The sequence below is a fragment of the Amycolatopsis sp. FDAARGOS 1241 genome, assembly GCF_016889705.1.
In the GTDB taxonomy this organism is placed as follows: Bacteria; Actinomycetota; Actinomycetes; order Mycobacteriales; family Pseudonocardiaceae; genus Amycolatopsis.
Map to the genome: position 1 here is coordinate 1,868,145 of NZ_CP069526.1, position 23,227 is coordinate 1,891,371.

22 protein-coding genes and 1 pseudogene are annotated in these 23,227 nt (G+C 71.7%); 14 read left to right on the top strand and 9 right to left on the bottom strand.

The window, feature by feature from the left end; all coding sequences use genetic code 11:
• Positions 1-184 precede the first annotated feature (184 nt).
• The 11 genes from I6J71_RS09320 (at position 185) to I6J71_RS09370 (ending at position 10,053) form a co-directional block, all read left to right on the top strand.
• Positions 185-1,375: a cytochrome P450 gene (locus tag I6J71_RS09320; RefSeq protein WP_204094352.1), complete on the top strand. Its 1,191-nt coding sequence runs from the start codon at positions 185-187 to the stop codon at positions 1,373-1,375.
• A 2-nt stretch (positions 1,376-1,377) separates the two neighbouring features.
• Positions 1,378-1,593, top strand: coding sequence for a ferredoxin (locus tag I6J71_RS09325; RefSeq protein WP_204094353.1), 216 nt, complete (start codon positions 1,378-1,380; stop codon positions 1,591-1,593).
• A 178-nt stretch (positions 1,594-1,771) separates the two neighbouring features.
• Positions 1,772-3,091 carry an MSMEG_0569 family flavin-dependent oxidoreductase gene (locus I6J71_RS09330; protein ID WP_204094354.1) on the top strand — a complete coding sequence of 440 codons (1,320 nt, stop codon included), beginning with the start codon at positions 1,772-1,774 and terminating at the stop codon, positions 3,089-3,091.
• A complete protein-coding gene (locus I6J71_RS09335; protein WP_204094355.1) occupies positions 3,091-3,927 on the top strand; it encodes an amidohydrolase family protein in 837 nt (278 codons plus the stop codon). Before I6J71_RS09330 ends, I6J71_RS09335 begins: the two co-directional genes overlap by 1 nt.
• Before the next feature lie 3 nt (positions 3,928-3,930).
• Complete coding sequence (locus I6J71_RS09340) at positions 3,931-4,443, top strand: MSMEG_0572/Sll0783 family nitrogen starvation response protein (RefSeq protein ID WP_204094356.1); 513 nt, start codon at positions 3,931-3,933, stop codon at positions 4,441-4,443.
• Positions 4,444-4,452: 9 nt separating this feature from the next.
• Positions 4,453-5,526 carry an MSMEG_0568 family radical SAM protein gene (locus tag I6J71_RS09345; protein WP_204094357.1) on the top strand — a complete coding sequence of 358 codons (1,074 nt, stop codon included), beginning with the start codon at positions 4,453-4,455 and terminating at the stop codon, positions 5,524-5,526.
• 1 nt (position 5,527) lies between these two features.
• Positions 5,528-6,910, top strand: a complete 1,383-nt coding sequence (locus tag I6J71_RS09350; RefSeq protein ID WP_204094358.1) for an MSMEG_0567/sll0787 family protein — start codon at positions 5,528-5,530, stop codon at positions 6,908-6,910.
• Positions 6,907-7,725, top strand: coding sequence for a carbon-nitrogen hydrolase family protein (locus tag I6J71_RS09355; RefSeq protein WP_204094359.1), 819 nt, complete (start codon positions 6,907-6,909; stop codon positions 7,723-7,725). Before I6J71_RS09350 ends, I6J71_RS09355 begins: the two co-directional genes overlap by 4 nt.
• Positions 7,722-8,555, top strand: a complete 834-nt coding sequence (locus tag I6J71_RS09360; protein ID WP_239154576.1) for a carbon-nitrogen hydrolase family protein — start codon at positions 7,722-7,724, stop codon at positions 8,553-8,555. The genes I6J71_RS09355 and I6J71_RS09360 overlap by 4 nt, the downstream gene beginning before the upstream one ends.
• A gap of 1 nt (position 8,556) precedes the next feature.
• A complete protein-coding gene (locus I6J71_RS09365; protein WP_204094360.1) occupies positions 8,557-9,660 on the top strand; it encodes an MSMEG_0565 family glycosyltransferase in 1,104 nt (367 codons plus the stop codon).
• A gap of 12 nt (positions 9,661-9,672) precedes the next feature.
• Positions 9,673-10,053: a hypothetical protein gene (locus tag I6J71_RS09370; protein ID WP_204094361.1), complete on the top strand. Its 381-nt coding sequence runs from the start codon at positions 9,673-9,675 to the stop codon at positions 10,051-10,053.
• A 433-nt stretch (positions 10,054-10,486) separates the two neighbouring features.
• Here I6J71_RS09370 and I6J71_RS09375 read toward each other — a convergent pair.
• Together I6J71_RS09375 and mtnA are read right to left on the bottom strand one after the other, a co-directional pair.
• Positions 10,487-10,772 (bottom strand): annotated as a pseudogene (locus I6J71_RS09375) (primosome assembly protein PriA); the annotation flags it as partial.
• 153 nt (positions 10,773-10,925) lie between these two features.
• On the bottom strand, positions 10,926-11,903 hold the full coding sequence (gene mtnA, locus I6J71_RS09380) for an S-methyl-5-thioribose-1-phosphate isomerase (RefSeq protein ID WP_204094362.1): 978 nt from the start codon (positions 11,901-11,903) through the stop codon (positions 10,926-10,928).
• Positions 11,904-13,359: 1,456 nt separating this feature from the next.
• Between mtnA and I6J71_RS09385 the strand changes: the two genes are divergently transcribed.
• Positions 13,360-13,707: a RidA family protein gene (locus I6J71_RS09385; RefSeq protein WP_239154578.1), complete on the top strand. Its 348-nt coding sequence runs from the start codon at positions 13,360-13,362 to the stop codon at positions 13,705-13,707.
• A 52-nt stretch (positions 13,708-13,759) separates the two neighbouring features.
• Here I6J71_RS09385 and I6J71_RS09390 read toward each other — a convergent pair whose 3' ends face one another.
• The 3 genes from I6J71_RS09390 to I6J71_RS09400 form a co-directional block, all read right to left on the bottom strand.
• Positions 13,760-14,557, bottom strand: a complete 798-nt coding sequence (locus I6J71_RS09390; protein WP_204094363.1) for a PIG-L family deacetylase — start codon at positions 14,555-14,557, stop codon at positions 13,760-13,762.
• Positions 14,558-14,612: 55 nt separating this feature from the next.
• Positions 14,613-14,924, bottom strand: a complete 312-nt coding sequence (locus I6J71_RS09395) for a hypothetical protein (protein ID WP_239154581.1) — start codon at positions 14,922-14,924, stop codon at positions 14,613-14,615.
• Positions 14,925-15,096: 172 nt separating this feature from the next.
• On the bottom strand, positions 15,097-15,975 hold the full coding sequence (locus I6J71_RS09400; protein WP_204094364.1) for an RNA polymerase sigma-70 factor: 879 nt from the start codon (positions 15,973-15,975) through the stop codon (positions 15,097-15,099).
• Between the two features lie 132 nt (positions 15,976-16,107).
• Between I6J71_RS09400 and I6J71_RS09405 the strand changes: the two genes are divergently transcribed.
• Positions 16,108-16,590, top strand: a complete 483-nt coding sequence (locus tag I6J71_RS09405) for a carboxymuconolactone decarboxylase family protein (RefSeq protein ID WP_204094365.1) — start codon at positions 16,108-16,110, stop codon at positions 16,588-16,590.
• 44 nt (positions 16,591-16,634) lie between these two features.
• Here the strand turns inward: I6J71_RS09405 and I6J71_RS09410 are convergent, their stop codons facing one another.
• Together I6J71_RS09410 and I6J71_RS09415 are read right to left on the bottom strand one after the other, a co-directional pair.
• Positions 16,635-16,805 carry a hypothetical protein gene (locus tag I6J71_RS09410; RefSeq protein ID WP_204094366.1) on the bottom strand — a complete coding sequence of 57 codons (171 nt, stop codon included), beginning with the start codon at positions 16,803-16,805 and terminating at the stop codon, positions 16,635-16,637.
• A 255-nt stretch (positions 16,806-17,060) separates the two neighbouring features.
• Positions 17,061-17,678: a glyoxalase gene (locus I6J71_RS09415; protein ID WP_204094367.1), complete on the bottom strand. Its 618-nt coding sequence runs from the start codon at positions 17,676-17,678 to the stop codon at positions 17,061-17,063.
• Between the two features lie 136 nt (positions 17,679-17,814).
• Between I6J71_RS09415 and I6J71_RS09420 the strand changes: the two genes are divergently transcribed.
• Entirely contained in the window at positions 17,815-18,840 is a 1,026-nt protein-coding gene (locus I6J71_RS09420) for a DUF2891 domain-containing protein (RefSeq protein ID WP_204094368.1), read from the top strand.
• 23 nt (positions 18,841-18,863) lie between these two features.
• On the opposite strand, the gene I6J71_RS09425 is transcribed toward I6J71_RS09420, so the two are convergent.
• Both I6J71_RS09425 and I6J71_RS09430 read right to left on the bottom strand, forming a co-directional pair.
• Entirely contained in the window at positions 18,864-19,325 is a 462-nt protein-coding gene (locus I6J71_RS09425; RefSeq protein WP_204094369.1) for a phage tail protein, read from the bottom strand.
• A gap of 180 nt (positions 19,326-19,505) precedes the next feature.
• Complete coding sequence (locus I6J71_RS09430; protein ID WP_204094370.1) at positions 19,506-23,219, bottom strand: S8 family serine peptidase; 3,714 nt, start codon at positions 23,217-23,219, stop codon at positions 19,506-19,508.
• Positions 23,220-23,227: the final 8 nt, after the last annotated feature.

The window sequence follows — 23,227 nt, forward strand, 5'->3', positions numbered from 1 at the left end:
CCGCTGTCTGCCGATCAAGGATGTGGCTTCTGTCTGACGGCCGTCAATGTGACGTCATACGGCTACGCGAAGACTTGTTGATCTCGCGCGCCCGGGTTGCTGACAAAGCGGGAGCAACCCGATACGGTGAGTTGTAAGCAAGCGCTTACAACGCGGACTTTCCGCGAGATTGGGAGTTCTCCGCATGACCACCACGCAGTCCGAGCCCCTCGCCTACCCGTTCAACGAGGACGCGGGGCTCGCGCTCAACGAGGCGTATGCCGCTGCCCGCGAGGCGGCGGGCATGATCCGCGTGCAGATGTCGCACGGTGAGCCGGCCTGGCTCGCGACGCGGTTCGCCGACGCCCGGTTCGTGCTGGGGGACCGGCGGTTCTCCCGGGCCATGTCGGAGCAGAAGGACGAGCCGAGGATGTCCGCACACCGGCGTTCAGGCGGCATCCTGACCATGGACCCGCCCGACCACACGCGGCTGCGCACGCTGGTCGCGAAGGCGTTCACCGTGCGGCGCGTCGAAACGCTGCGCCCGCGCGTCGCGGAGCTCGCCACCGGCCTGATCGAGGACATGAAGGCCGCCGGGCAGCCGGCCGACTTAGTCGACCTGTACGCGTTGCCGATCCCCGTCGCGGTGATCTGCGAGCTGCTCGGCGTGCCGACCGAGGACCGCCCGAAGTTCCGGGTGTGGAGCGACGCGGCACTGACCACGAGCGGGTTGACGGCCGAGGAATTCGAGCGCAACCGCGCCGAACTGCGCGAGTACATGGCCGGGCTGATCGCGCAGCACCGCGAGCAGCCGCAGGACGACCTGATGACCGCGCTCATCGAGGCCCGCGACGTGAAGGACCGGCTCACCGAGCTCGAGCTGGTGGACCTGTGCGTCGGCATCCTGATCGCCGGGCACGAGACCACGGCCAGCCAGATCCCCAACTTCGTCTACGCGCTGCTCGACCAGCCCGGGCAGTGGCAGCGCCTCGTCGACGACCCGTCGCTGATCCCGGCCGCGGTCGAGGAGCTGCTGCGCTTCGTGCCGCTGGGCGCCGGCGCCGGGTTCGCGCGTTACGCCACCGAAGACGTCCAGGTCGGCGACGTGCTCGTGCGCGAGGGCGAGCCGGTGCTCGTCGCGATCGGCGCGGCCAACCGCGACCGCCTGCAGTTCCGCGACCCCGAGACGATCACCTTCGACCGCGAGGACACCCACCACCTCGGCTTCGGCCACGGCGTGCACCACTGCCTCGGCGCGCCGCTCGCCCGGCTGGAGCTGCAGGAGGCGCTCAAGGCGCTCACGCGGGAACTGCCGGAGCTGCACCTGACGGGCGATATCGTGTGGAAAACGCAAATGCTGGTCCGCGGACCGCGTTCGATGCCGATCGGCTGGTGAGCATGACCTGGAAAGTGGAGATCGACGAGCACACCTGCATCGGCTCGGGCATGTGCGCCTCGCTCATGCCCGAGCTCTTCGAACTGGACGGCGCCGTCGCCCGCCCCCTCACCGACACCACCGAGCCCGATGAAACCGTCCTCGACGCCGCCGATTCCTGTCCGGCGATGGCGATCACGGTGACCGACGGCGCGGAGGTCGTGGGACCGCGTCCGTAGTTCCCCGTGCCTGGAGAAGGGCCTCTTCACCGGCGGTGGAGGGGCCCTTTTGGTGCGCCGCCGGCCGAAGATCGTGTTAACGCGGAGCGTGGTGAACCGTAACCCTGCGCAGTTCTGGTAACACAGCGGTGTTCCGGACGACATCACCCGGACTCGGGAACCCGGTGCACTGTGCGGCATGGATCTCCAGCTCGACGGCCGGCATCGGCCGGTGATCGTGGTCGGGGGCGGGCAGGCCGGGTTGTCGATGTCGCGCTGCCTGGCGGGTGCCGGGGTCGAGCACGTGGTGCTCGAGCGCGAGCGCGCCGGGCACGAGTGGTCGGCGCGGCGCTGGGACAGCTTCTGCCTCGTGACCCCCAATTGGCAGTGCCGGCTGCCCGGTTTCCCCTACCCGGGCGATGACCCGGACGGCTTCATGGTGCGCGACGAGATCGTCGAGTACCTGCAGCAGTACAAGAACTCCTTCGACGTCCCGCTCGTCGAGGGCGTCGCGGCGACGCGGCTGCGGCAGCTGCCCGGCGGCGGGTTCCGGCTGGCCACCACGCACGGTGAGCTCACCGCGGACCACGTCGTCGTCGCGACCGGGCCGTACCAGGTTCCCCTCAAGCCGCGGCTGGCGGAGAAGCTGCCCGAGCACGTCGTGCAGCTGCACAGCTCCGAATACCGCAACCCGCGGCAGCTGCCGGACGGGGAGGTACTCGTGGTCGGCACCGGCCAGTCGGGCTGCCAGATCGCCGAGGACCTGCACCTGGCCGGGCGGCGCGTGCACCTGGCGGTCGGGTCGGCGCCGAGGGTCGCGCGGCGCTACCGCGGGCGCGATGTCGTGGCGTGGCTCGAGGACATGGGTTACTACGCAAGGGGAATCGACGAATTCGCCGACGCCGACGCCGTCCGGTTCCGCGCCAACCACTACGTCACCGGTCGCGACGGTGGCCACGACATCGACCTGCGCGCCTTCGCCCGCGAAGGCATGCGCCTGCACGGCCGGCTCACCGGTGTCCACAACGGACAGCTGGTCTTCGCCGACGACCTGCGCCGCAACCTCGACGCGGCCGACGCCGTGTCCGAGGGCATCAAGGACTCGATCGACGCCCACATCACCGCGCGCGGCATCGCAGCGCCGAAGGAAGCGCGCTACGTGCCCGTGTGGCACCCGGCCGACGAAGCCGGGACGCTCGATCACACGACGATCTCCGCCGTCGTGTGGAGCACCGGCTTCGGCCGCGACCACCGCTGGATCGACGTCCCGGTGTTCGACGGCAAGGGCTACCCGACGCACCGCCGCGGCGTCACGAGCTGCCCCGGCCTGTTCTTCCTCGGCCTGCCGTGGCAGCACACGTGGGGCTCCGGCCGGTTCTGCGGCGTCGGCGCCGACGCCGAGTACCTCACGCAGTGCGTCCTCGCCGGGGAACGCGCGGCGGACGTCCGCTGGATCTCCGGTACGCCCGTGAACACCGCGCCGGACGACGACTGGATCGCGCCGAGGACGGTGGCCTGATGCGCTGGCTCGCCGACGCCCACCGCCACCTCGGGGTGCTGCCCGCGCACCCGTTCTACGGCGGCCCGCCCATCGCGCCCGCGATCGGCTCGCGCGCCACGATCGCCGAGCTGCTGTCCGATCTGGACCGTGAAGGCACCGAACGCGCCCTCGTGCTCCCGAACTACGGCGTGCCCGATCCGGCGATCGCTTTCTCCTTCAACGAACTCTGCGTCGAAGCCGCCGGCAAGGACGACCGGATCGCGGCCGCGCTGTGGGTGTCGCCGCGAGCCGAGGACGCCACCCGCACCGAAGCCGCGCTCAAGCTCGCCGGCGAACCGGGCGTGCGGGCGCTCAAGCTCAGCTTCCTCCTCGGCGGCCGCGCGAGCGATCCGGCATGTACTCCGCAGCTCGACCGGATCTTCGCCACCGCGCGGGAGCTCGACCTCGTCGTCCACGTGCACACCTCGCCCGGCGCCGCGTCCGATGTGGACGAAGTCGGCAAGCTCGTGGGCACCTACGCCGACGACGTGAAGGTGCACCTCGTGCACTTCGGCGGTGGCATGAGCGGGCACCTCAAGCTCGCCGGCGGCCGCTTCTTCGACTGGATCGCCGCGGGCAAGCAGGTCTACACCGACCTGTCGTGGGCGATCGGCTTCACCCCCCGCTGGCTCGCCGAGGAGATCTCCCGGCGCGGGATCGGGCACGACCGCGTGCTCTTCGCCTCGGACGAACCGTGGGGCGACCACGAAGGTGAGCTCGCGAAGCTGAGCGCCGCGGTCGGCGACGGCGAGCTGGCGGACCACGTTTTCCGGAGCACGTTCGAGGTGCTGTACGGACCGAAGAAAGGGAAATGACCGATGGCCGAGCTGACCGAACTCGAGAAGACCAGCCTCGACGAGATTCCGCACCCGTCGTTGCCGCAGGGTTCGACCCTCTACGGCTCCACCAAGATCTTCCCCGACTACCAGGCGGAGCTCGGTGAGTCCTACTTCACCCTGGTGCACGGCATCGCGCACGAGTCGTCGGTGAGCTTCGTGGCGATCCTGCAGGCGACGCGCGCGTTGCGGAAGGGGTTCGAGACGGCGCTCTACTTCTACGGCCCGGGCTCGCTCAACTGCCTGGCCACGCGCGGGTTCCCCACCACCGGCAACGCCGCGTTCCCGGGTGAGCTGAACATCAACGACCAGCTCAAGACGTTCATCGCCGAGGGCGGCAAGGTCTACTGCTGCCGCTTCGGCCTGTCGCTGCACGGCGCCCGCGAAGAGGACCTCATCGAAGGCGTGATCCCCGCGCACCCGCTCGACGTGCAGGACGCCTTGATCCACTACGCGCGCAAGGGCGCGATCATCAACTCCACCTACATGTTCTAGGAGGCTCGCGTGCGCGTTGGCACCACTGAGGACAGTCTGGACACCCGTGCGGACCTCGCTGTCCGCGGCGTGCGGATGACCGCACCCGTCCAGCGCAGCAAGGGCGCCGGACCGAGCGACGACGGCCACCTCGTCGTCGACGGTGCCAACGTCACGCTGCCCCTGAACGACGAAAGCCCGTACTCCGTGCGGAACGGGAAGATCTTCCGCGGCCCGCTCGACCTCGGCCTCTCCGTGGAACCGGTCGCCCGCCCGAAGTTCTACGACTTGTCCACAACGGACGGTGTACCGTACCGCAAGATCGCGCTGCTGCACGGGAAGGACGTGCTCGCCAGCACGGTCGTGCAGACCTGCATCCGCTACGCCGAAGACCAACGCTGCCGGTTCTGCACGATCGAGGAATCGCTGCACGCCGGCGCCACCATCGCCGCCAAGACCACGGCGCAGCTCGCCGAGGTCGCGGAAGCGGCGGTGCGGCTCGACGGCGTGCGGCAGCTGGTGCTCACCACCGGCACCACGGCGGGCCCGGACCGCGGTGCCCGCCACCTCGTGCGCTGCGTGCGCGCGGTGCTCGACGCCGTACCCGGCCTGCCGATCCAGGTGCAGATCGAGCCGCCCGGTGACCTCGGTGTGCTCACTGACCTGCACGAAGCCGGTACGACCTCGATCGGCATCCACGTGGAGTCGCTCGACGACGAGATCCGGCGGCGCTGGCTGCCGGGCAAGTCGAGCGTGCCGATGGCCGAGTACGAGGCTGCGTGGGACGAAGCGGTGCGCGTGTTCGGCCGCAACCGCGTCTCCACGTATCTGCTCATCGGCCTGGGTGAAGACCCGGACGAGCTCGTCGCGGGCGCGCGCCGGTTGATCGAACGGGGGGTGTATCCGTTCGTCGTGCCGATGCGGCCGATGCTCGGCACGCTGGCCCGCCGTGACGGCGCCGTGGCTCCGTCGGCGGCTCTGGTCCGCGACGTGACAGGGCGGGTCGCCGAGCTGCTGCGGGCCGCGGGTATGACCGGCGCCGACCAGGGCGCGGGCTGCGCGGCGTGCGGGGCGTGCAGTGTGCTGAGCGCGGCGGGAGGCTGAGGTGGACCAGGACATCCTGGCGTTGCTCGGCGACGAGCGCAGCGCCGCGGCACCTGCGCCGTTCCGGATCGAACCGGCCGGCCACAGTGGACTGACGGCCTACCGCGCCCTGCGGCACGAGACGTTCGTGGTGCGCCAAGGCCTGTTCGACCGCCACGACCTCGACGACCGCGACACCGACCCGCGCACGGTGGTGCTCGTCGCCCGTGCCGGCGACGGCGGGGTGCTCGGCGGTGTCCGCCTCGGGCCCACGCACGACGGCCCGGACCTCGGTTGGTGGACCGGCGGCCGGCTGGTGGTCGCACCGGGCAGCCCGCCCGGCGTCGGCCGCGCGCTGGTCCGCGCCGCGTGTGCGCGCGCCGAGCTCGAGGGCGCGCTGCGCTTCGACGCGACGGTGCAGGTCCGCAACGAGAAGATGTTCACCCGCCTCGGCTGGCACAGCGTCCGGCCGGTGGCGGTCGCGGGCACCGACCACGTGCTGATGCGCTGGCCGATCGGGCGCATCGCCGAACTGGCCGAAGCGACCAAGCGTCCACTCGGGACACTGCTGCGCGGGATCACGGGTGTGCCGGGGTTCCTGGGCGACGACGGGGTGCCCGTGCCGGGCAGCGACCTGGTGGCGGCGTGTGACGCGATCGTGCCGTCGATGGTCGAGCGCGACCCCGAGTGGGCCGGCTGGTGCTCAGTGCTGGTGAACCTCAACGACCTGGCCGCGATGGGTGCCGAACCCGTGGCGCTGCTCGACGCGCTCGGTGCGCGGGACGCGTCGTTCGCGGCCCGGGTGCTGGCCGGACTGCGCAGGGCCAGCACCGCCTACGGTGTGCCGGTGCTCGGCGGGCACACGCAGTTCGGCGTGGCCGCTTCGCTGTCGGTGACCGCGCTCGGCCGTACCGTCGAGCCGGTGCCCGGCGGCGGAGGCGTTGCGGGACAACGGGTCTGGCTCACCGCCGACCTGAGTGGACGCTGGCGGCCCGGCTACACGGGCCGGCAGTGGGATTCGACGAGCGGCCGCCGTACCCCGGAGCTGCGGGATATGCTCGGCGCCGTCGCCCGCGCCCGCCCGGCCGCCGCGAAGGACGTGTCGATGGCCGGGCTCGCCGGCACGCTCGGGATGCTCGCCGAGGCCTCGGGCTGCGGCGCGGTGCTCGATGTGGCCCGGGTGCCACGGCCGGCCGGAACGTCGGTGGGCGACTGGCTCACGTGCTTCCCGGGCTTCGCCGTGCTGACGGCGGGCGCGCCCGCTCCGGCGAGGGCGGCGGTCACGGCGGAGTGCGGCGAGCTCGTGGCGGGAGCCGGCGTCGCGCTGAGGTGGCCGGACGGAGCGCTGACGCCGGCGGTCGCCGGTGGTGTCACAGGACTGGGCAGAGCCGAGGAGAGGACATGAGCACGGTGCGGATGGCCGCGGTGGCGGCGCCGTTCGATCGCGACGTCGAGGGTGACTTCGCGCGGATCGAGAAGCTGGTCGCCGAAGCGCGAACCGAAGGTGTCGCCCTGCTCGCGCTGCCGGAAGCGGCGCTCGGCGGGTACCTCGCGAACCTCGACGGCGATGCGGAAGGCCCACCCGCGCTGGACCCGGCGGGCCCGGAGATCCGGCGGCTGGCCGCGATCGCGGGCGACCTCGTGCTGACCGCGGGCTACTGCGAACTCGACGGCGACCGGCGCTACAACTCGGCCGTGTGCGTGACCGGCGACGGCGTGCTGGGCCACCACCGCAAGGTCCACCAGCCGCTGTCGGAGGACGCGAGCTACGGCGCCGGCGAGTCGTTCACCGCGTTCGACACGCCGGTGGGCCGGCTGGGCATGCTGATCTGCTACGACAAGGCTTTCCCGGAGTCCGCGCGGACGCTCGCGCTCGACGGCGCCCAGGTCATCGTGTGCATGTCGGCCTGGCCGGGCAGCCGGACCAACCCGAGCGCGGACCTCGCCGAGGACCGCTGGAAACGCCGCTTCGACCTGTTCGACCGCGCCCGCGCGCTGGAGAACCAGGTGGTGTGGCTGTCGGCGAACCAGTCGGGCGGGTTCGGGGACCTGCGGTTCGTCGCGAGCGCCAAGATCGTGGACCCGGGCGGCGAGGTGCTGGCCGACACTGGCGTGGGCGAGGGGCTGGCGATCGCTTCGGTCGACGTCGAGCACGCGCTGGCGACCGCGCGCCGGTCGATGGCGCACCTGGCCGACCGGCGTCCGGCCGCGTACGCGTGACGGGGCCGGTGCGCATCGCCGCGGTGGCCGCGCACTTCGGGCGGGATCTCGACTTCGACCTCCGCCGCATCGCGACGCTGGTCGACCACGCCCGCCAGAGCGGCGCGGCCCTGCTGGTGCTGCCCGACGCGGCGCTCGGCGGCTACCTCGCCGATCTGCGCCACCCCGACCCGGACGCGCTGCCGCCCGCGCTCGAGCCGGGCTGCCCGGAGCTGAAGACGATCCAGGCGCTCGCGGCCGAGATGACCGTGTGCGTGGGCTACTGCGAGGCCGACGGTGCCCGCCGGTACAACGCGGCGGTGTGCGTGACGGGTGACGGCGTGCTGGGCCACCACCGCAAGGTGCACCAGCCGCCGGGCGAGCGCGCGGCCTACGACGCCGGTGCGTCCTTCGCCGCCTTCGACACGCCCGTCGGCCGGCTGGGCATGCTGATCGACTACGACAAGACGTTCCCCGAATCCGCGCGCTCGCTCGCGGTCGACGGTGCCGAGATCATCGCGTGCCTCTCGGCGTGGCCGACGAGCATCACGAACCGCGCGCCGCGGATGGCGCAGGACCGGCAGTCGCGGCTGTTCGACCTGTACGACCAGGCCCGCGCGGCGGAGAACCAGGTCGTGCTGGCGTCGGCCAACCAGACCGGCGCGATGGGTGGCATGCGCTTCCTGGGCCAGGCGAAGGTCGTCGGGCCGGGCGGCGAGATCCTCGCGCGCACCTGGTCGAAGGCGGGGCTGGCCGTGGCGGAGGTGGACGTGGCGCGCGAAGTCGCCAACGCGCGCCGGGTGCTGCACCACCTGGGGGAACGCAAACCCGCCGCGTACCGGGAGGCCTGACGTGCGCATCGCGTTGCTGAGCTACTCGACCAAACCCCGCGGGGGCGTCGTGCACACCCTCGCGCTCGCCGAGGCGCTCGCCGCTCGGGGCGAGGACGTCACGGTGTGGACCCTCGGCCGCGGCGGCGACAGCGGTTTCTTCCGGCCGGTGGACCCGCGGGTGCGCACGGAGGTGGTGCCGTTCCCGGACGTGCCGGGCGAGCCGGTGGGGGAGCGGATCCTGCGGTCGATTTCCGTGCTGCGCGGTGCTTTCCGGCCGGGCGCGTTCGACATCGTCCACGCGCAGGACTGCATCTCGGCGAACGCCGTGGACCGCTGCGTGCGGACGGTGCACCACCTGGACACGTTTTCGACACCCGAGCTGGCGGAGTGTCACGAGCGGGCTCTGGTCCGGCCCTACGCGCACGTCTGCGTTTCGGCTTCGGTTGCGGCGGAACTCTCGGCAGGCTGGGGGATTTCCGCGACGGTGATCCCGAACGGTGTCGATGCCGCGAGGTTCGCCTCGGCTCCGCCGGGAGACTGGCGCGCGCGGTTCGGCGCTTACGTCCTGGCGGTGGGTGGGATCGAGCCGCGCAAGGGTTCCCTGGATCTGCTGGAAGCCATGGCGTTGCTGCCTTCTCCGGCCCCACGCCTGGTGATCGCGGGCGGTGAAACGCTCTTCGACTACCGCGACTACCGAGCCCGCTGGGACGCGCGGGCGGCCGAGCTGGGTCTGTCGCCGGTGGTGCTGGGTCCAGTCGCGCACGAGGCGTTGCCGTCGCTGATGCGGTCGGCCGCGGTGTTCGCGTTTCCCTCCACCAAGGAGGGCTTCGGGCTGGCGGCGATGGAGGCGCTGGCCGCCGGGGTGCCCGTGGTGACCCGGGATCTCCCGGTGTTGCGCGAGGTCTTCGGCGGCGTGGCCCGGTTCGCGTCCACGCCGGCGTCGTTCGCCGCGGCGTTGACTGCCGCGTTGTCGGCCGCGTTGTCGGCCGGCCCGGACGACCGCGCGGCCGGCCTGGCCCTGGCACGGCGCCACACATGGGCGGCGGCCGCCGAGGCGCACGTCGCGCTGTACCGGTCGCTTGCGGATCGAGGAACTGCTTTGCCGTGCGGCGCCGCAGGCTGATCCGATGGGGCCGTGTTCGAACTGAAAGTGGTGTTCGAACCGAAGTGGGAACGAGAGTTGCACCAACGGCCCGGGTCCGACGGGTTGGCGGTCGCCGACGGTGACGTCCTGGTGCACGAGCGGTCCCCCCGCCTCGTCCGCCTCGCCGGGGCCATCGGCGCGCTGCGGTGGGACGTCCCGCTGGAAGCGTGGCCGCGCGTGGTGGTCGTCGACGCAGCCGACGTGTTCGCCCTGCCGCAGCTGCCCGGGTGGCGGTCCGGCTTGGTGTGGTCGCGGAGAAGTGCGGTGGAGCACCGACGTCGGCTGAACGACGGGGCACGTCGTGGCCTCGCCGGGTCGTGCTGGCGGGGCGTTGGCGCGGGTACACGCCGGTGCGCGGGTTGGACCGGGTGACCGGGGAACTGCGCTGGAGCCATCGCCGCGGGACGGTCGGGCCTATGGGCCGGGTGCTGCGGTTGCTCGCTTCGGTGAATGGATCGAGTGGCTCTGGGTGCATTGGCCTCGGCCGATGGTCGAATCCGACCTCGCGCCTCGCCGCGAGCCGGAGGTGGCCGCTCGACTTGTCCACAACTCGGGTCGGGTGTGGATACCGGGGCTGAGCAGCGGGTTTCGTCGGTGAGCGCCGGTAGAATGAATCATGGGCGGGCCCGGGAGGGTGGGTATTGCCGTCGCGCGGAGAGGCTGGCGCTCAGCAGGACGGAGTGCAGGACGCAGAGCGAAGCCGGGGCGCGGGAGGGTGCGCGGGGCGGAACCGGAGCGAGGCGTGGAGACGGGCCCGCGGCTCGTCCAGGCGCGGGTGGGCAGCCGGCGGCGGCGCTGTGCGAGCAGCTGTCCGCCCGAACCCGCCGACGAGCAGGACGACTTCGTGGCGTGCGCGCGGTCCATCAGCACGTCGCGCACGTGCGGGTAGGGCGCGTGCGGGTCGAGGTGCAGGTCGTCGCCGTCGTCCCGACCACGAACAGGCCCGCATCGGCCACCGGGGCGAACATCGCCGCGCGCGTGCCGACGACGACGCCCACGCCGCCGCGCAGCACGGCGAGCCAGCGCCGGTACCGCTCCGCCGGACCGAGACCCGCGATCAACGCGCCCACCGCGTCTTCGCCCAGCAACGCGACGACGGGCCGGTGCTCAGCAGCACCGCCGAGCGAGGCTGGGGCGCGGGACGGGTGCGCGGGGCGGAACCGAAGCGAGGCGTGGATACGGGCGGCGCGGTGCGAGCTGGGGCCCGGCGTGATCGTCGTGGCGGGTAAGGGGACCGTGGCGGTCTACGGCGTCGGCTGAGGGGTGCGGACGCCGTTTTCGGTGACGACCGCGGTGACGAGGGAAGCCGGGGTGACGTCGAAGGCGGGGTTGAAGACGTCGCTGCCGGCGGGGGCCGTCGGGATGCCGTGAAATTCGGTGAGTTCCGCGGCGGAGCGTTCCTCGATCACGATGTCCGCGCCGGTGGCGATGCTAGTGTCCACAGTGGACTCGGGCGCGACGACCACGAACGGCACACCGTGGTGGGCGGCGGCGATCGCGAGGCCGTAGGTGCCGATCTTGTTCGCCACATCGCCGTTGGCGGCGATGCGGTCGGCGCCGACGAGGACGCAGTCGACGAGGCCGCGGGCCATCGCGAAGGCCGCGGCGCCGTCGGCCTGCACGTGGTGGGGCACGCCGGCCTGGGCGAGCTCCCAGGCGGTGAGCCGGGCACCCTGCAGCAGCGGGCGCGTTTCGTCGACCAGCACGGACTCGACCAGGCCCCGCTCGTGCAGGTGCCAGACGACGCCGAGGGCGGTGCCCCACGCGACCGTCGCGAGGTGGCCCGTGTTGCAGTGCGTCAGCAGCCTCAAGGGCCGACGCGCGCACTCGCGCAGCACGACTTGCGCCGCGTGACCCGACGCGGTGCGGTTGAGCCGCTCGTCCTCGTCGAGCATGGCGCGGCCGAGCGCGAGCACCGCTTCGGGGCCGTCGTCGAGCGTGGCGAGCGCCCGCGTGACACCCCAGCGCAGGTTCACGGCCGTCGGCCGCGCGGCTGCGATCTTCTCGGCCGCACCCGGCACGTCACTCCCGGCGAACGCCGCCAGCGCGACGCCGAGCGCTCCCGCGGCCCCGAGCGCGGGCGCACCCCGCACCGCCAGCCGCCGGATGGCGTCGACGAGCTCGTCGACGGTGCGCAGCGTGCACGTCCGGTACTCCCGGGGCAGCGCCACCTGATCGATGATCACGACGGCCCCGTCGGCCCAGTCGACTGTCCTGCGCACGTGCCCTCCCGTGAAACCCGGTCGGTGACCATTGAACGGCACAACCGGCCCACCGCGCACCCGCCGGCTACCGGCTGCGGCTTTGGGGCCGCACAACTCACGTTCGCCGCCGCTTAGATGCGACGCGCTTCACCGGCGAGTGTCCGCTTCGGTCTGCGGAAATCCGGCGGTCGCATGCTTTGCGGCCGGCGACGCAAAGCGCCTTGCAGCTGGACGTCCGTTGGCGCTCGGCGTGACCGGCGGTCACTGTGCGCCGGCTGGCGGTCAAGCAACAGCGCTCTCCGGCGCACCCCGGAAGCTGGTATCGGTTGCTCCTCGCGCGTGGTCACCGGCTTCCAGCCGGTGACCACGCGGCGGCGGAGCGTTCCGGCGCGCCCGGACGCTGAAACCGGTGGTCAAAATTGTGGCGGTCCACCGCGATGCGGTCGGCAGCTGTGCTGGCGGCGGGGTGTTCTGGCGCGCCCCGGCTGTTGACGGTGGCTACGTGCGTGGCGGTCCACCGCGCTGCGGTCGGTGACTGCCAGCGGCGGAGCGCCCTGGTGCGCCCCGGATGCTGAATCGAGTGGCCATGTGCGCGACGGTCTACTGCGATGCGGCTGGTGATTGTGCAGCGGCGGAGTGTTCTGTTGCGCCCGGGATGCTGAAGCCGGTGGCTACGTGCGTGGCGGCCCACCGCGATGCCGCCGGTGACTGTGCTGGCGGCGGGGTGTTCTGGTGCACCCCGGATGCTGAAGCCGGTGGTCACTTGCGTGGCGGTCCGCCGCCGTGCGTCGGTGACTGCGCAGCGGGGGAGTTCTGGTGCAGCCCGGATGCTGTATCGAGTGGCCATGTGCGCGACGGTCTACTGCGATGCGGCTGGTGATTGTGCGGCGGCGGAGTGTTCTGGTGCGCCCGGGATGCTGAAGCCGGTGGTCACTTGCGTGGCGGTCCGCCGCGACGCGGTCGGTGGCTGTGCCTGCGGCGGGGTGTTCTGGTGCATCTTGGATGCTGAATCGAGCGGCCATGTCCATGGCGGTCTACTGCGATATGGCTGGTGATTGTGCGGCGGCGGAGTGCTCTGGTGCGCTCAGCGAATGCTGAAGCCGGTGGCTACCGGCGACGCGGTCCACCGTGCTGCGGTCGGCGGTTGTGCGGCGGCGGAGCGCCCTGGTGCAGCCCGGATGCTGGATCGAGTGGCCTGTTCGTGACGGTCTACTGCGATGTGGCTGGTGATTGTGCGGCGGCGGAGTGCCCTGGTGCGCCCCGGACGCTGACGATGGCTATTGGCGCGGCGGCCCACCGCGATGAAGCCCGTGACTGTCCATGGGCTGAGTGTCCCGGTGCGCATTGCACGCTGATACCGGTGGCGACTTGCGAGGCGGCCACCGGGCTGCGGCCGGTGACTGGCCAGCAGCCGAGCCCTCTTGCGCACCGGAGGCCGAAAATCGGTCGCCACCGGCGGGGCCGGTCCACCACGATGCGGCCGGTCGCCATCGAACGCCAGAACCCGCCCGGCCTGCACGCCACCCCCGGGTACCACCACGTGACGACCGTGTCCGCCCGCACCGCCGTGCACCTGGCCGGCCGGTGCCCGCTGGGTCTGGACGGCGCCGTCGTGGCCGGTGGTGTGCTCGAGCAGGTGGATCAGGTCGTCGCCAACACCGCGACGGCGCTGGACGCGGTCGGTGCCACTCCCGACGACGTGGCGCGCACCGTGATCTGCGTGGCGACGGCCGACCGGGCGGTGCTCTCGGCGGTGTGGGACCGGTTCACCGCGTCCGCGATCGGCGCGGCTTCAGCACGGCCGGCACCCTGGTGGGCGTGACTGCCTTGCCTACCCGGGTCAGCTCGTCGAACTGGACGTCACCGCCGCCATGTCATAGGCCCGCCATCAGGTCGGTCTCCGTGATGCCAGGGCCTTGGCCGGCGCGCATGAACCACTCGGTGCCGAACGCGCCGCGGAACCCCTCGTCGGGCATGGCGAGGAACCACGACTCGGCGCTGATCTGGCTCGCGTGCGCCCGCATGGCGGCGCGCTTCGCATCGAGGAACGGCGTGACGTCGACCGCCGCCGTGATGTCGGCTTCGGCCGTGCCGAACTGCTGCTGCTGTGCCTCGAAGTCCGGCAGCTGGTCCGCCGGGATCGCGCCCATCTCGACGGCCGCCTCGAGCCCGCGGCGCATGTGGTCGCGGTTCGCGGTGGCCTCGTAGACGCGCGGGGTGCCCGCCAGCTCTCCCGCCCGCGCCCCGACGCGGTGCACCTGGATGTGGTCGGGGTGGCCGTAGTTGCCGTGGTCGTCGTAGATGGTGAGGACCTCGGCGTTCTCCTCGCGCAGGATCGCCGCGAGCCGCCCGGCCGCCTCCTCGACGTCGGCCGTCCAGAACGTGCCCGGTCCGTCGTTCGTCGCCTCGCCCATCATGCCGGAATCGCGGTACCCCAGGAACTCGACGCGCTTGACCCCCAGCACCTCGGCCGCCGCGTGGGTCTCGCGCACGCGGCGCTCCCACAGCTGCTCGCCGTCGGCGAGGAACCCGTCGGGCACCTCGCCCAGCTCCCCGCGCGTCGCGACGACCAGCACCACGCGGTGCCCCTCGTCGGCGGCCTTGCGCATCACACCCCCGGTGACGATGCACTCGTCGTCCGGGTGGGCGTGGAACGTCACCAATGTCGCCATGTCACCGAACCTACCCGCGGCGGCCGACAAAAACGGCGTCCGTCCGGCCCAGCGCTCACGGCCAGGTCTCGCCGGGGTAGGGCGACCAGCGGTAACCCGGCGAGAACGCGCCGAACTCGCCCGGTTCGCCGCCGCGGCGCCACACCTCATCGCTGACGACGAGGCCCGGGAATCCGCGGAGGTCGTCGCCGCGCAGCTCGGCGAAGCTGCGGAACTCGTCGGTCTCGACGCCGGCGAGCGCGAAGCGGTAAAGCGGTGGCGCGGTGCGAAGCCGTTCGTAGAGCCGGTGCCGGCCGCGGACAGGGCCGCTGCATCCGCGCGCGAATTGGCGTCGGACCGGCTCGAGCCCGCCGGTACCACCTCGCACCACCAGCCGGTGCCGTCGTGGAAGATCCGGGGCGGCCAGTGCGCGAAGTGGGTCGCCAGCTGACGGGCGGCGCGTTCGGGCGGTCCGCATTCAGCGTTGAGGGCGCAGAGCCGAGCTACCGGTCACGGCCGCGAGATTCGGTTCGAGGTCAGGGCGGCAGCGTAGGGACTGCTCATCTCCGCAGTGACGTCTCCTCCGCCATGTGCGACAGCTTCTCCGGGTTCCGCACCGCGTAGATGCCGGTGATGAGCCCGTCGTCGATGCGCAGGGCCAGGACCGTGTCCAGAGCGCCGTCGAAGTGGACGGTGAGGGCGGGGTAGCCGTTGACCTGGGCGGGGGCGTGCGTGGCCGTCGCGAGGTTGGCGAGGCCGGCGGCCAGGAGGCGCGCCACCCGGTCCGCGCCGACGATCGGGTTGGGCACGGCCTGCTTGATGCCGCCGCCGTCGCCGAGGAGGACGACGTCCGGGGACAGGATGTCGAGCAGGCGTCGCAGGTCGCCGGTTTCGATGGCGTGCTGGAAGGCGGCGACGGCGTCGCGCGTTTCGGCGCGGGACACCGGCCCGCGGGGGCGCCGGGCGGCCACGTGCTCCCGCGCGCGGTGGGCGATCTGCCGCACGGCCGCCGGGCTCTTCCCGACGGCCTCGGCGATCTCGCCGTACGCCAAGTCGAACACCTCACGCAGCACGAACACGGCGCGTTCCGTCGGCGCGAGCGTCTCGAGCACGAGCAGCATGGCCATCGAGACGTTGTCCGCGAGCTCGACGTCCTCGGCCACGTCCGGCGCGGTCAGCAACGGCTCCGGCAGCCACGACCCGACGTAGGACTCCTTGCGGCGCCCGAGCGTCCGCAGCCGGCCGAGGGCCTGGCGCGTGGTGATGCGCACGAGGTACGCGCGGTGGTTCTGCACCTCGTCGAGGTCGACGTCGACCCAGCGCAGCCACGTCTCCTGCAGCACGTCCTCGGCGTCGGCGGCCGAGCCGAGCATCTCGTAGGCGATGGTGAACAGCAGGTTGCGGTGGGCGACGAAGACGTCGGTGCTGCGGTCGGCCATGCGCGGGTCCCCCTTCTGTCCGGACAGTGTCCCCCACCAGATGCCGGCGGCCGCCGTTTCGTGACATGTCACAGCGGCGGGGGCCGCGGCATCTGGTGGTCGACCGTCGGGAAAACCACGAGAGGACGATCGATGACCCGCATGAACCTGATGGAGAACGAGCTCGCCGCCAAGTTCGCCAAGCGCTTCGCCGGCGCGAGCCTGCTGCTGGACCGCTCGGCGCTCGCGCCGGCGACGCAGGAGCTCGTCAAGATCCGCGCCAGCCAGATCAACGGCTGCGGTTTCTGCCTCGACATGCACACCAAGGACGCCACGGCCGCCGGCGAAACGCCGCTGCGGCTCGCGCTCATCGCCGCCTGGCGCGAGACCACGGTGTTCACCGAGGCCGAACGCGCGGCCCTCGCGCTCACCGAGGAGGCCACCCGCCTCGCCGACACCGCCGGCATCTCGGACGACACGTGGGCCGCCGCCCGCAAGCACTTCGACGACGACGAGCTGGCCGCCCTCGTGTGCCTGGTCGCGATGATCAACGCGGCCAACCGCATGAACGTCATCGTGCGCCAGCAGGGTGGAGCGTACGAGCCGGGGATGTTCGCGGAGTTCGTGGCGAACTGACGCGTGGTCCGGCCCGGAGGGTGGGGTGCTCTGGGCCGGGCCGGTCACCAGATCCAGGCCTGCCCGGTCCCAGTGCGCAGGTGCGCGGCTTCCGGCCCTGGGCGTGACTCGGCGTCGAGGGGAATCGCGAAGCGGTGTTCGCCGGAATCGACGGCAAGATAGCGGTCCGGAAAGGGTGCGCACTCGTCGATGGTCTCGCCGATGAAGTAGCGCATGATGGTCGGCGAATTGCCGCGCGGGAGACGTCAGCTGACGCAGCCGTATCGACCCCACAGGTTGGTGAATGCACGCAGGCCGCTCCGTCGAAGTGCAGTTCGACGGAGTCGCGGGCGAAGCGCAGCGAGCTGATCTCGCGGCCGATCAGCGTCCGCAGCGGGGCAGCGGGATCTTCAGTCACCGCGCCGGGTTCGCAGAACGGGTGTGGCTCCTGCGCCCTGATTTCCCGGCCCTGTGCTCCTTCGCCGGGGTGGTCAGTTCGCCGAAACCGTCGCCTCCCAGGCGAAACCGTCCGGATCGGTGAACGACGCGGTGCCGCCCACGGTGAGGCGGTGGGAGCCGCTGCCTTCGGGCGCGACGTCGGCGTCCTTGGCCAGCGCGCGGCGCCGGTAGAGACCCAGCCGGACGGGGCTTTCGCCGGTGTCGAATTCGACGTACATGCGCCCGAAGCTCTTGCCGACGTCGAGGCCGTGCTCCACGTAGAAGCGTTTGCTGGCCGCGACGTCGCCGACGCCGAGCAGGAGGACGAGGCGGTCGAATGTGCGCGTCGCCGGGCCGATGTTCTTCTTCGCCGACGTCGCGACCTTCCAGATCGCGCCGTCCGGGGCCTGGACCACGCCGCCGTAACCCCACAGGGACTTGGCGGCCGGCTTGAGCGTCGTGGCGCCGGCGCGGGTGGCGGAGTCGATCAGTGCGTCGACGTCGGCGGGCTGCGCGACGGTGAGGGAGAGCGTGTAGCCGCGGAACCCGCTCGTGGGCTCCTGCGCGGCGCGGAACCGCAGGCGGTCCTGCAGCCCGAAGGCGTCGGTGTAGAAGCGTTCGGCCGCCGCGGGGTCGGCCACTTCGAGGGTGATGGTGTCGATGGAGGTCATGTCAGGAACAGTAAGTGCGCACGCCTGACCAGTGCTTCTCCATTCCTGCTCGGTCCGCACGCGGTCGATGCCGACGCCTGCCGGCCCGGCTTTCCCGTACCGTCGTGATCTCAGGGCGACGAAAGGTACACACCGCATGGAGTCCAGGCGAGCCCAGCTGCTGTCCCGAGCCGGCGAGTTCAGCGACGTGACCCTGCGCGCCGTCAAGCAGGAGTTCCCCCACGACATCCGCCGCACGATGCGGCATCCGGGGGACTTCCCGCACCGCCCCAGCGACGTGCACCCGGCCTTCTACGGCTGCCTCGACTGGCACTCCTGCGTGGAAATGCACTGGGTGCTCGTGCGGCTGCTGCGCACGGTCCCGGACGCGGTACCCGCCGGCGCCATCCGGGCCGCACTGGACGAGCACCTGACCGCGCGGGCGCTCGCGGTGGAGGCGGAGACGTTCCGGGCCGCGCCGGGGCGAGCGCGTCCGTACGGCTGGGGCTGGGCGCTCGCGCTGCACCACGAGATCGCGACCTGGGCCGACCCGGACGCCGAACGCTGGTCGGCGAACCTCGCCCCGCTGTCGGAGGCGGTCGCCGAAGCGTTTCTGCACTGGCTGCCGAAGCAGACCTACCCCGTGCGCGGCGGTCTGCACAACAACAGCGCCTTCGGCTTGTCCCGGGCCCTCCCGTACGCGCTCGCCCGGGGCGGTGCCCTGCTCACGGCGATCCGCGACGCGGCCGGCCGCTGGTACAGCACCGACGCCGACTACCCTGGCAGCTGGGAGCCCTCGGGCGCCGATTTCCTGTCTCCCGCACTCACCGAGGCGCAGCTGCAGGCGAGTTTGCTGGCGCCGACGGCCTTCGACAGCTGGTTCACCCGCTTCCTCCCCGCCATCGCCGACGCGCAACCCGCCGCCCTCTTCACCCCCGCCACCGTCTCCGACGACAGCGACGGCCAGATCGCCCACCTGCGCGGTCTGAACTTCAGCCGCGCGTATTGCTGGCTGCAGCTGGCCGACCGCCTCCCCGCCGGGGACCCCCGCGTCGAGGTGATGCGATCCGCCGCGCGGCAGCACGCGGAGCCCGAACTGGCCCACGTCGGCGGCGGGGAATACCTGGTCGAGCACTGGCTGGCCTGTTACGCGGTGCTTTACCTGACGTCGGGCGCCGAATGACCGATCCCGTGGTGGATCCGGGGTCAGTACTCGTTCTTGATGACGAAGTAGGAGCCGCGGATGGTTCCGGCCAGCTTCGACTTCTGGCGGGCGAACTTGAACGAGGCGAGCTCCGCGGGGACGTCCATCCCGTCGGAGAGCTTGAAGCCGACCGCCCGTTTCCCGGAGTCTTCGACGGTGTACATCACGTTGATCGACAGGCCGTTCTCGTAGAAGACGTAGGCCATCCGGATGTTCTCGACCTGGAACGCGGTCGCTTCGAGCGGGCGCGAGGAGATGACGATGCCGCGCTCTTCCTTGAGGATCCGGTGCACCCAGTCGATGGTCGACGTGGCGCTGCTCGCGGGCTCGACCGTGAAGACGTGGCCGTACTTGTTCTTGAAGTACCGGGCCTCGTTCGCCCGCAGTCCGGCGAGTGCGGCGGCGACCGGCGACGACTCCAGGCCGACCGTCGATACGGTGTCGAAGTCCACGGCGTAGGGCATGGCTGATTCCTCCGTGTGCGTGTCCGGTCGGTAGAGTCGGGCATCTTCCACCTGAAAGTAGGACTCAGCGTATGCGCTGGTGGCGAAGGCAGACGACTCGGACACTCGGGGTGGGGGCCGCACGCCGGCGTGCGCTTGCGGCCCGCCCCGTGGTGGGGCGGGCCGCAAGGGGTGAGGGGGTCAGCGGAGGCCGAAGGCGCGGACGATCGTCTGGGTGACGGAGTTGCCGGCGGAGTCGGTGGCCTTCACCCGGAGGGAGGCGAAGCGCGCCTTTTTCGGTGCATCCAGGTGGTAGGCGCCTCGATGATCGTCGGTGAGGCGGGTCCAGGTGGTGCCGTCGTCGTAGGAGACCTCGACGAGGGGCGAGCCGGCCGTGCCGCCGCCGGCGACCGACACCGGGGTCAGGCCCACTGAGACGGGGGCGCGTTGTTCGACGGTGACGCCGAACTTCGACTCGCGGGGCACGGATCCGGAGGCGTCCGGGTCGATGTCGTAGCGGATCTGCAGGAGCGGGAGCAGGTCCTGTTCACCGGGGGCCTTCGGGGCGGCGGAGGTGAACGCCCACGCTGTCGTGGTCGAGGACGAATACGGGCTGAGGGACGCGTCGCGCTGGTTCGCGACGACCAGGCGGTACTGCCGCGGCGCGGCGCTGGGGGCGGTCGGGTACATGATGAGTCCGTTGTCGGACATGGCCAGCTGGGTGTCGCCCTGGTAGAGGGTCACGGTCTGACTCGAGTGCTGCAAGTCCGAGATCGCGCCGACGTGGTCGGCGTTGCCGTACCCCGGCACGTCGATCCGCAGCTGGTTGCCCGTGCGCGTCGGCCCGAGGTAGTTGTTGTTGAGGTAAGGCCGCTGGATGGGCGTGAACCACTCGTCGCTCGACACCGTGCCGGGTTGGTACGTCCGGGCGACGCCCCACTCGCCCAACAGACCGTCGTTGACTTCGTGGCCCCACCGGTTCGCGCCGTCGGTGGTGACCCAGTCCGTGCGGCGGGCACTGGCGGCCATGGCGACGTAGTTCCCGATGCCCCACTCCGAATACGACGGGAAGTCGTACCGCCATTCCTGACCGCCGCCGCTGGGGACGGAGCCGGCGAACGTCTCGTCGACGCGCGCGAGGTTCTTGCCCGACGCGTGGACGACCATGTCCTGGGGCACCTCGTTGCGCCAGGTGTGCATGAGGTCGTACACGTAGGCCGGTGCTGGGTGCGACTCCGTGCGCAGCACGGCGTTGCGCTGCTGGGCCTGGGCGATGAGCTTGTCGCCCTCGTCCGGGCTGAGGAGCCCGACGTCGACGGGGCTCGGGTGCAGCGAGTCCGTGCCGAAGAACAGGCTCTGCCGCCCGGGTCGGTCGTTGGCCACCAGGAGCAGCTTGACGCCGGCGTCTGCCGCCGTCTCGGCGAGCGCGGCCGGGGTCGCCGACGCGGTGCGGCGGACGACCACCGCTTTGCCGCGCGCGCCGAGACCCGCGTAGTCCGCCGGCGCCCCGGCACCCGCGAAGACGAGTGGCAGGGTCCGGGTTCCGTCGGGCAGCGCGGTGACGCCCGTCTGCCGGAGGACGTCGGTGTAGTCGGTCCCGCGCGCGGACACCGTCAGCGCCGGCTGTTCTTTGCGCCACCGTGCACCGACGATGAAGTCGCCGTGCGTCACCTTGCCCTGCGGCTGGATCCACAGGCTGTCGAAGCCGGCGCCGGCCAGCTCGAAGTCGTGCCAGCGGCCGTTCTCGTTGAGCATCCGCGAGTACTCGAGCCGCAGGTAGCTGGGGACGCCGGGCTGCGGGGTGGTCTCGTCGACCGGCCGGACGTGGCCGGCGTCCAGTGTGATCGTGCGGTCGCCGTCGAACGTGAAGTCGGGATCGCCGAGCAGCGCCACCCCTTGTGACCGCGGGCCGTGGACGCCGGGCACGGTGAGGTACCCGAGCGCCGAGTACTGGTCGTCCGGCGTGTAGAAGCTCACCGTGCCGTCCACCGGGATCGGTATCGGGTTCGGATCGCCCGCCCGGAGCACCATGACGAGGGCGGAAGCGGGTTTTCCCGCGGCGTCCTTGACGTTGATGGTCATCAGGTGCGCCGGCGCGCCGAGTGAGACCGCGGTGTGCGCGGCGAGCGCGCCGTCCGCTCCGGTGGCCAGGATCTGCGCGCTGAAGCCGTCGGACGCGCCGGGCGCGGCGTGCGGATCGATGGTCACGGTGACCGTGGCGGTGCTGTGCGCGGGCACGGTGACCCGGTTCTCCGAGAGCGCGAACATCCCCGCGGGCGCGCCGGGCGCCGCGATCGACAGGGTGAGGTTCACCGGCGTGGCGCCGAGGTTGGTGTACGTCACCGGGCGGCGGACCGGCCCGGCCGCGTCCTGCGCGGCGTACGCGGTGGCGGAAGCGAAGATCCCGGCGCGGGCGGCGGCTGCCGCGTCCACGCGGCCGCTGCCGGCCTGGAACGCGGTGTAGCCGGGAGTCTGCTCGGCGGTGCTGGTCAGCAGGTCCTTCAGCTGGGCGCCGGTGAGTTCGGGGTGCTTCGCGGCGAGCAGCGCGGCGGCGCCGACCACGTGCGGCGTGGACATCGACGTACCGCTCAGCGTTTGGTAGAAACCTTCCCCTTCGGAGGCGTACTGCGACCGCGCGGCCAGGATGTCGACGCCGGGGGCGGTGATCTCCGGCTTGAGTGCGCCGTCGCCGACCCGGGGACCTTGGCTCGAGAACTCGGCGAGGTGGTCACCGCTGTCCACCGCGCCCACGGTGAGGGCCGCGTCGGCAGCACCGGGCGAGCTGACGGTACCGGGGCCGGAGGTGTTGCCCGCCGCGATCACGAACAGCGCACCGGTCTGCGCGCTGAGCCGGTTCACCGCCTGCGACATCGGATCCGTGCCGTCGGAAGGCGCCTGGGTGCCCAGGCTCATGTTGATGATCTTGGCGTGCTCGTCGACCGCCGCCCACTCCATGCCGGCGAGGATCTCGGAGTCGCTGCCGGAGCCGGAGTTCGCCAGCACCTTGCCGATGTGCAGGCGAGCGCCCGGGGCGACACCCTTCTCGGTGCCGCCGGACGCGGCGCCCGTGCCGGCGATGGTGGAGGCGACGTGGGTGCCGTGGCCGTGGAGGTCCTTGACGTCCTCGCCGGGGATGAAGCTGCGGGTGTCGGCGATGCGTCCTGCCAGATCGGGGTGGCCTTCGTCCACACCTGTGTCGAGGACCGCGACATCGACGCCCTGCCCGGTGTCGCCACCGGTCCAGACCTCGGGCGCGCCGATCTGCGCGACCGATTCGGCCAGGTCCGCGTAGACCTTGCCGTCGAGCCAGATCTGTTTGATGCCGTTGGCGAAACCCGGTGCTGCCGCACCCGACGCGAAGGACGACGGCGTCCCCGCCGTCACAGCGGCCCAGAAGTCCCGTGCCTGCGCGTGGTTCTCGGTGACGGCGGCGCCGTCGACACTCGCCAGAGGCCGGACCAGCGCCGATCCCGGCGGCGCGGTGTGCGCGCGGAAGCCCTGGTCGGCATAGGACACGATCAGCGGCAGGTCGCCGCGGTGAGCGTCGTCGTAGCCGTCGGCGATCAGGTCGGTGACGTCGAAGAGCCGCCGGTCGAGCACCCCTTTGGCGAGGTAGGACACCGCCGAGTACGGGAAGACGTACACGTCTCCCGCCGACTCCAGGATCCGCGCGTTGGCGGGTCCGCCGTCCGGTCCCTTGACCGAGATCGTCCCCCCGCTGTCACCGGCGTCACCGGTCGCGTTCACCGTGACGACATCGCCGGTGATCAGGGTGACGGTGTGGGTCTGCGGGGCCGTGCGCCCCGATGATCCGCCGGGAGCGGCCGACGCCGAACCGGCCACCACGATCGAGCTGAGCGACGACGCGAGGCACGCGGCCGCCGCAATGGCCCGACGCTTGCGTGAAGTTCTCAACGACGGGA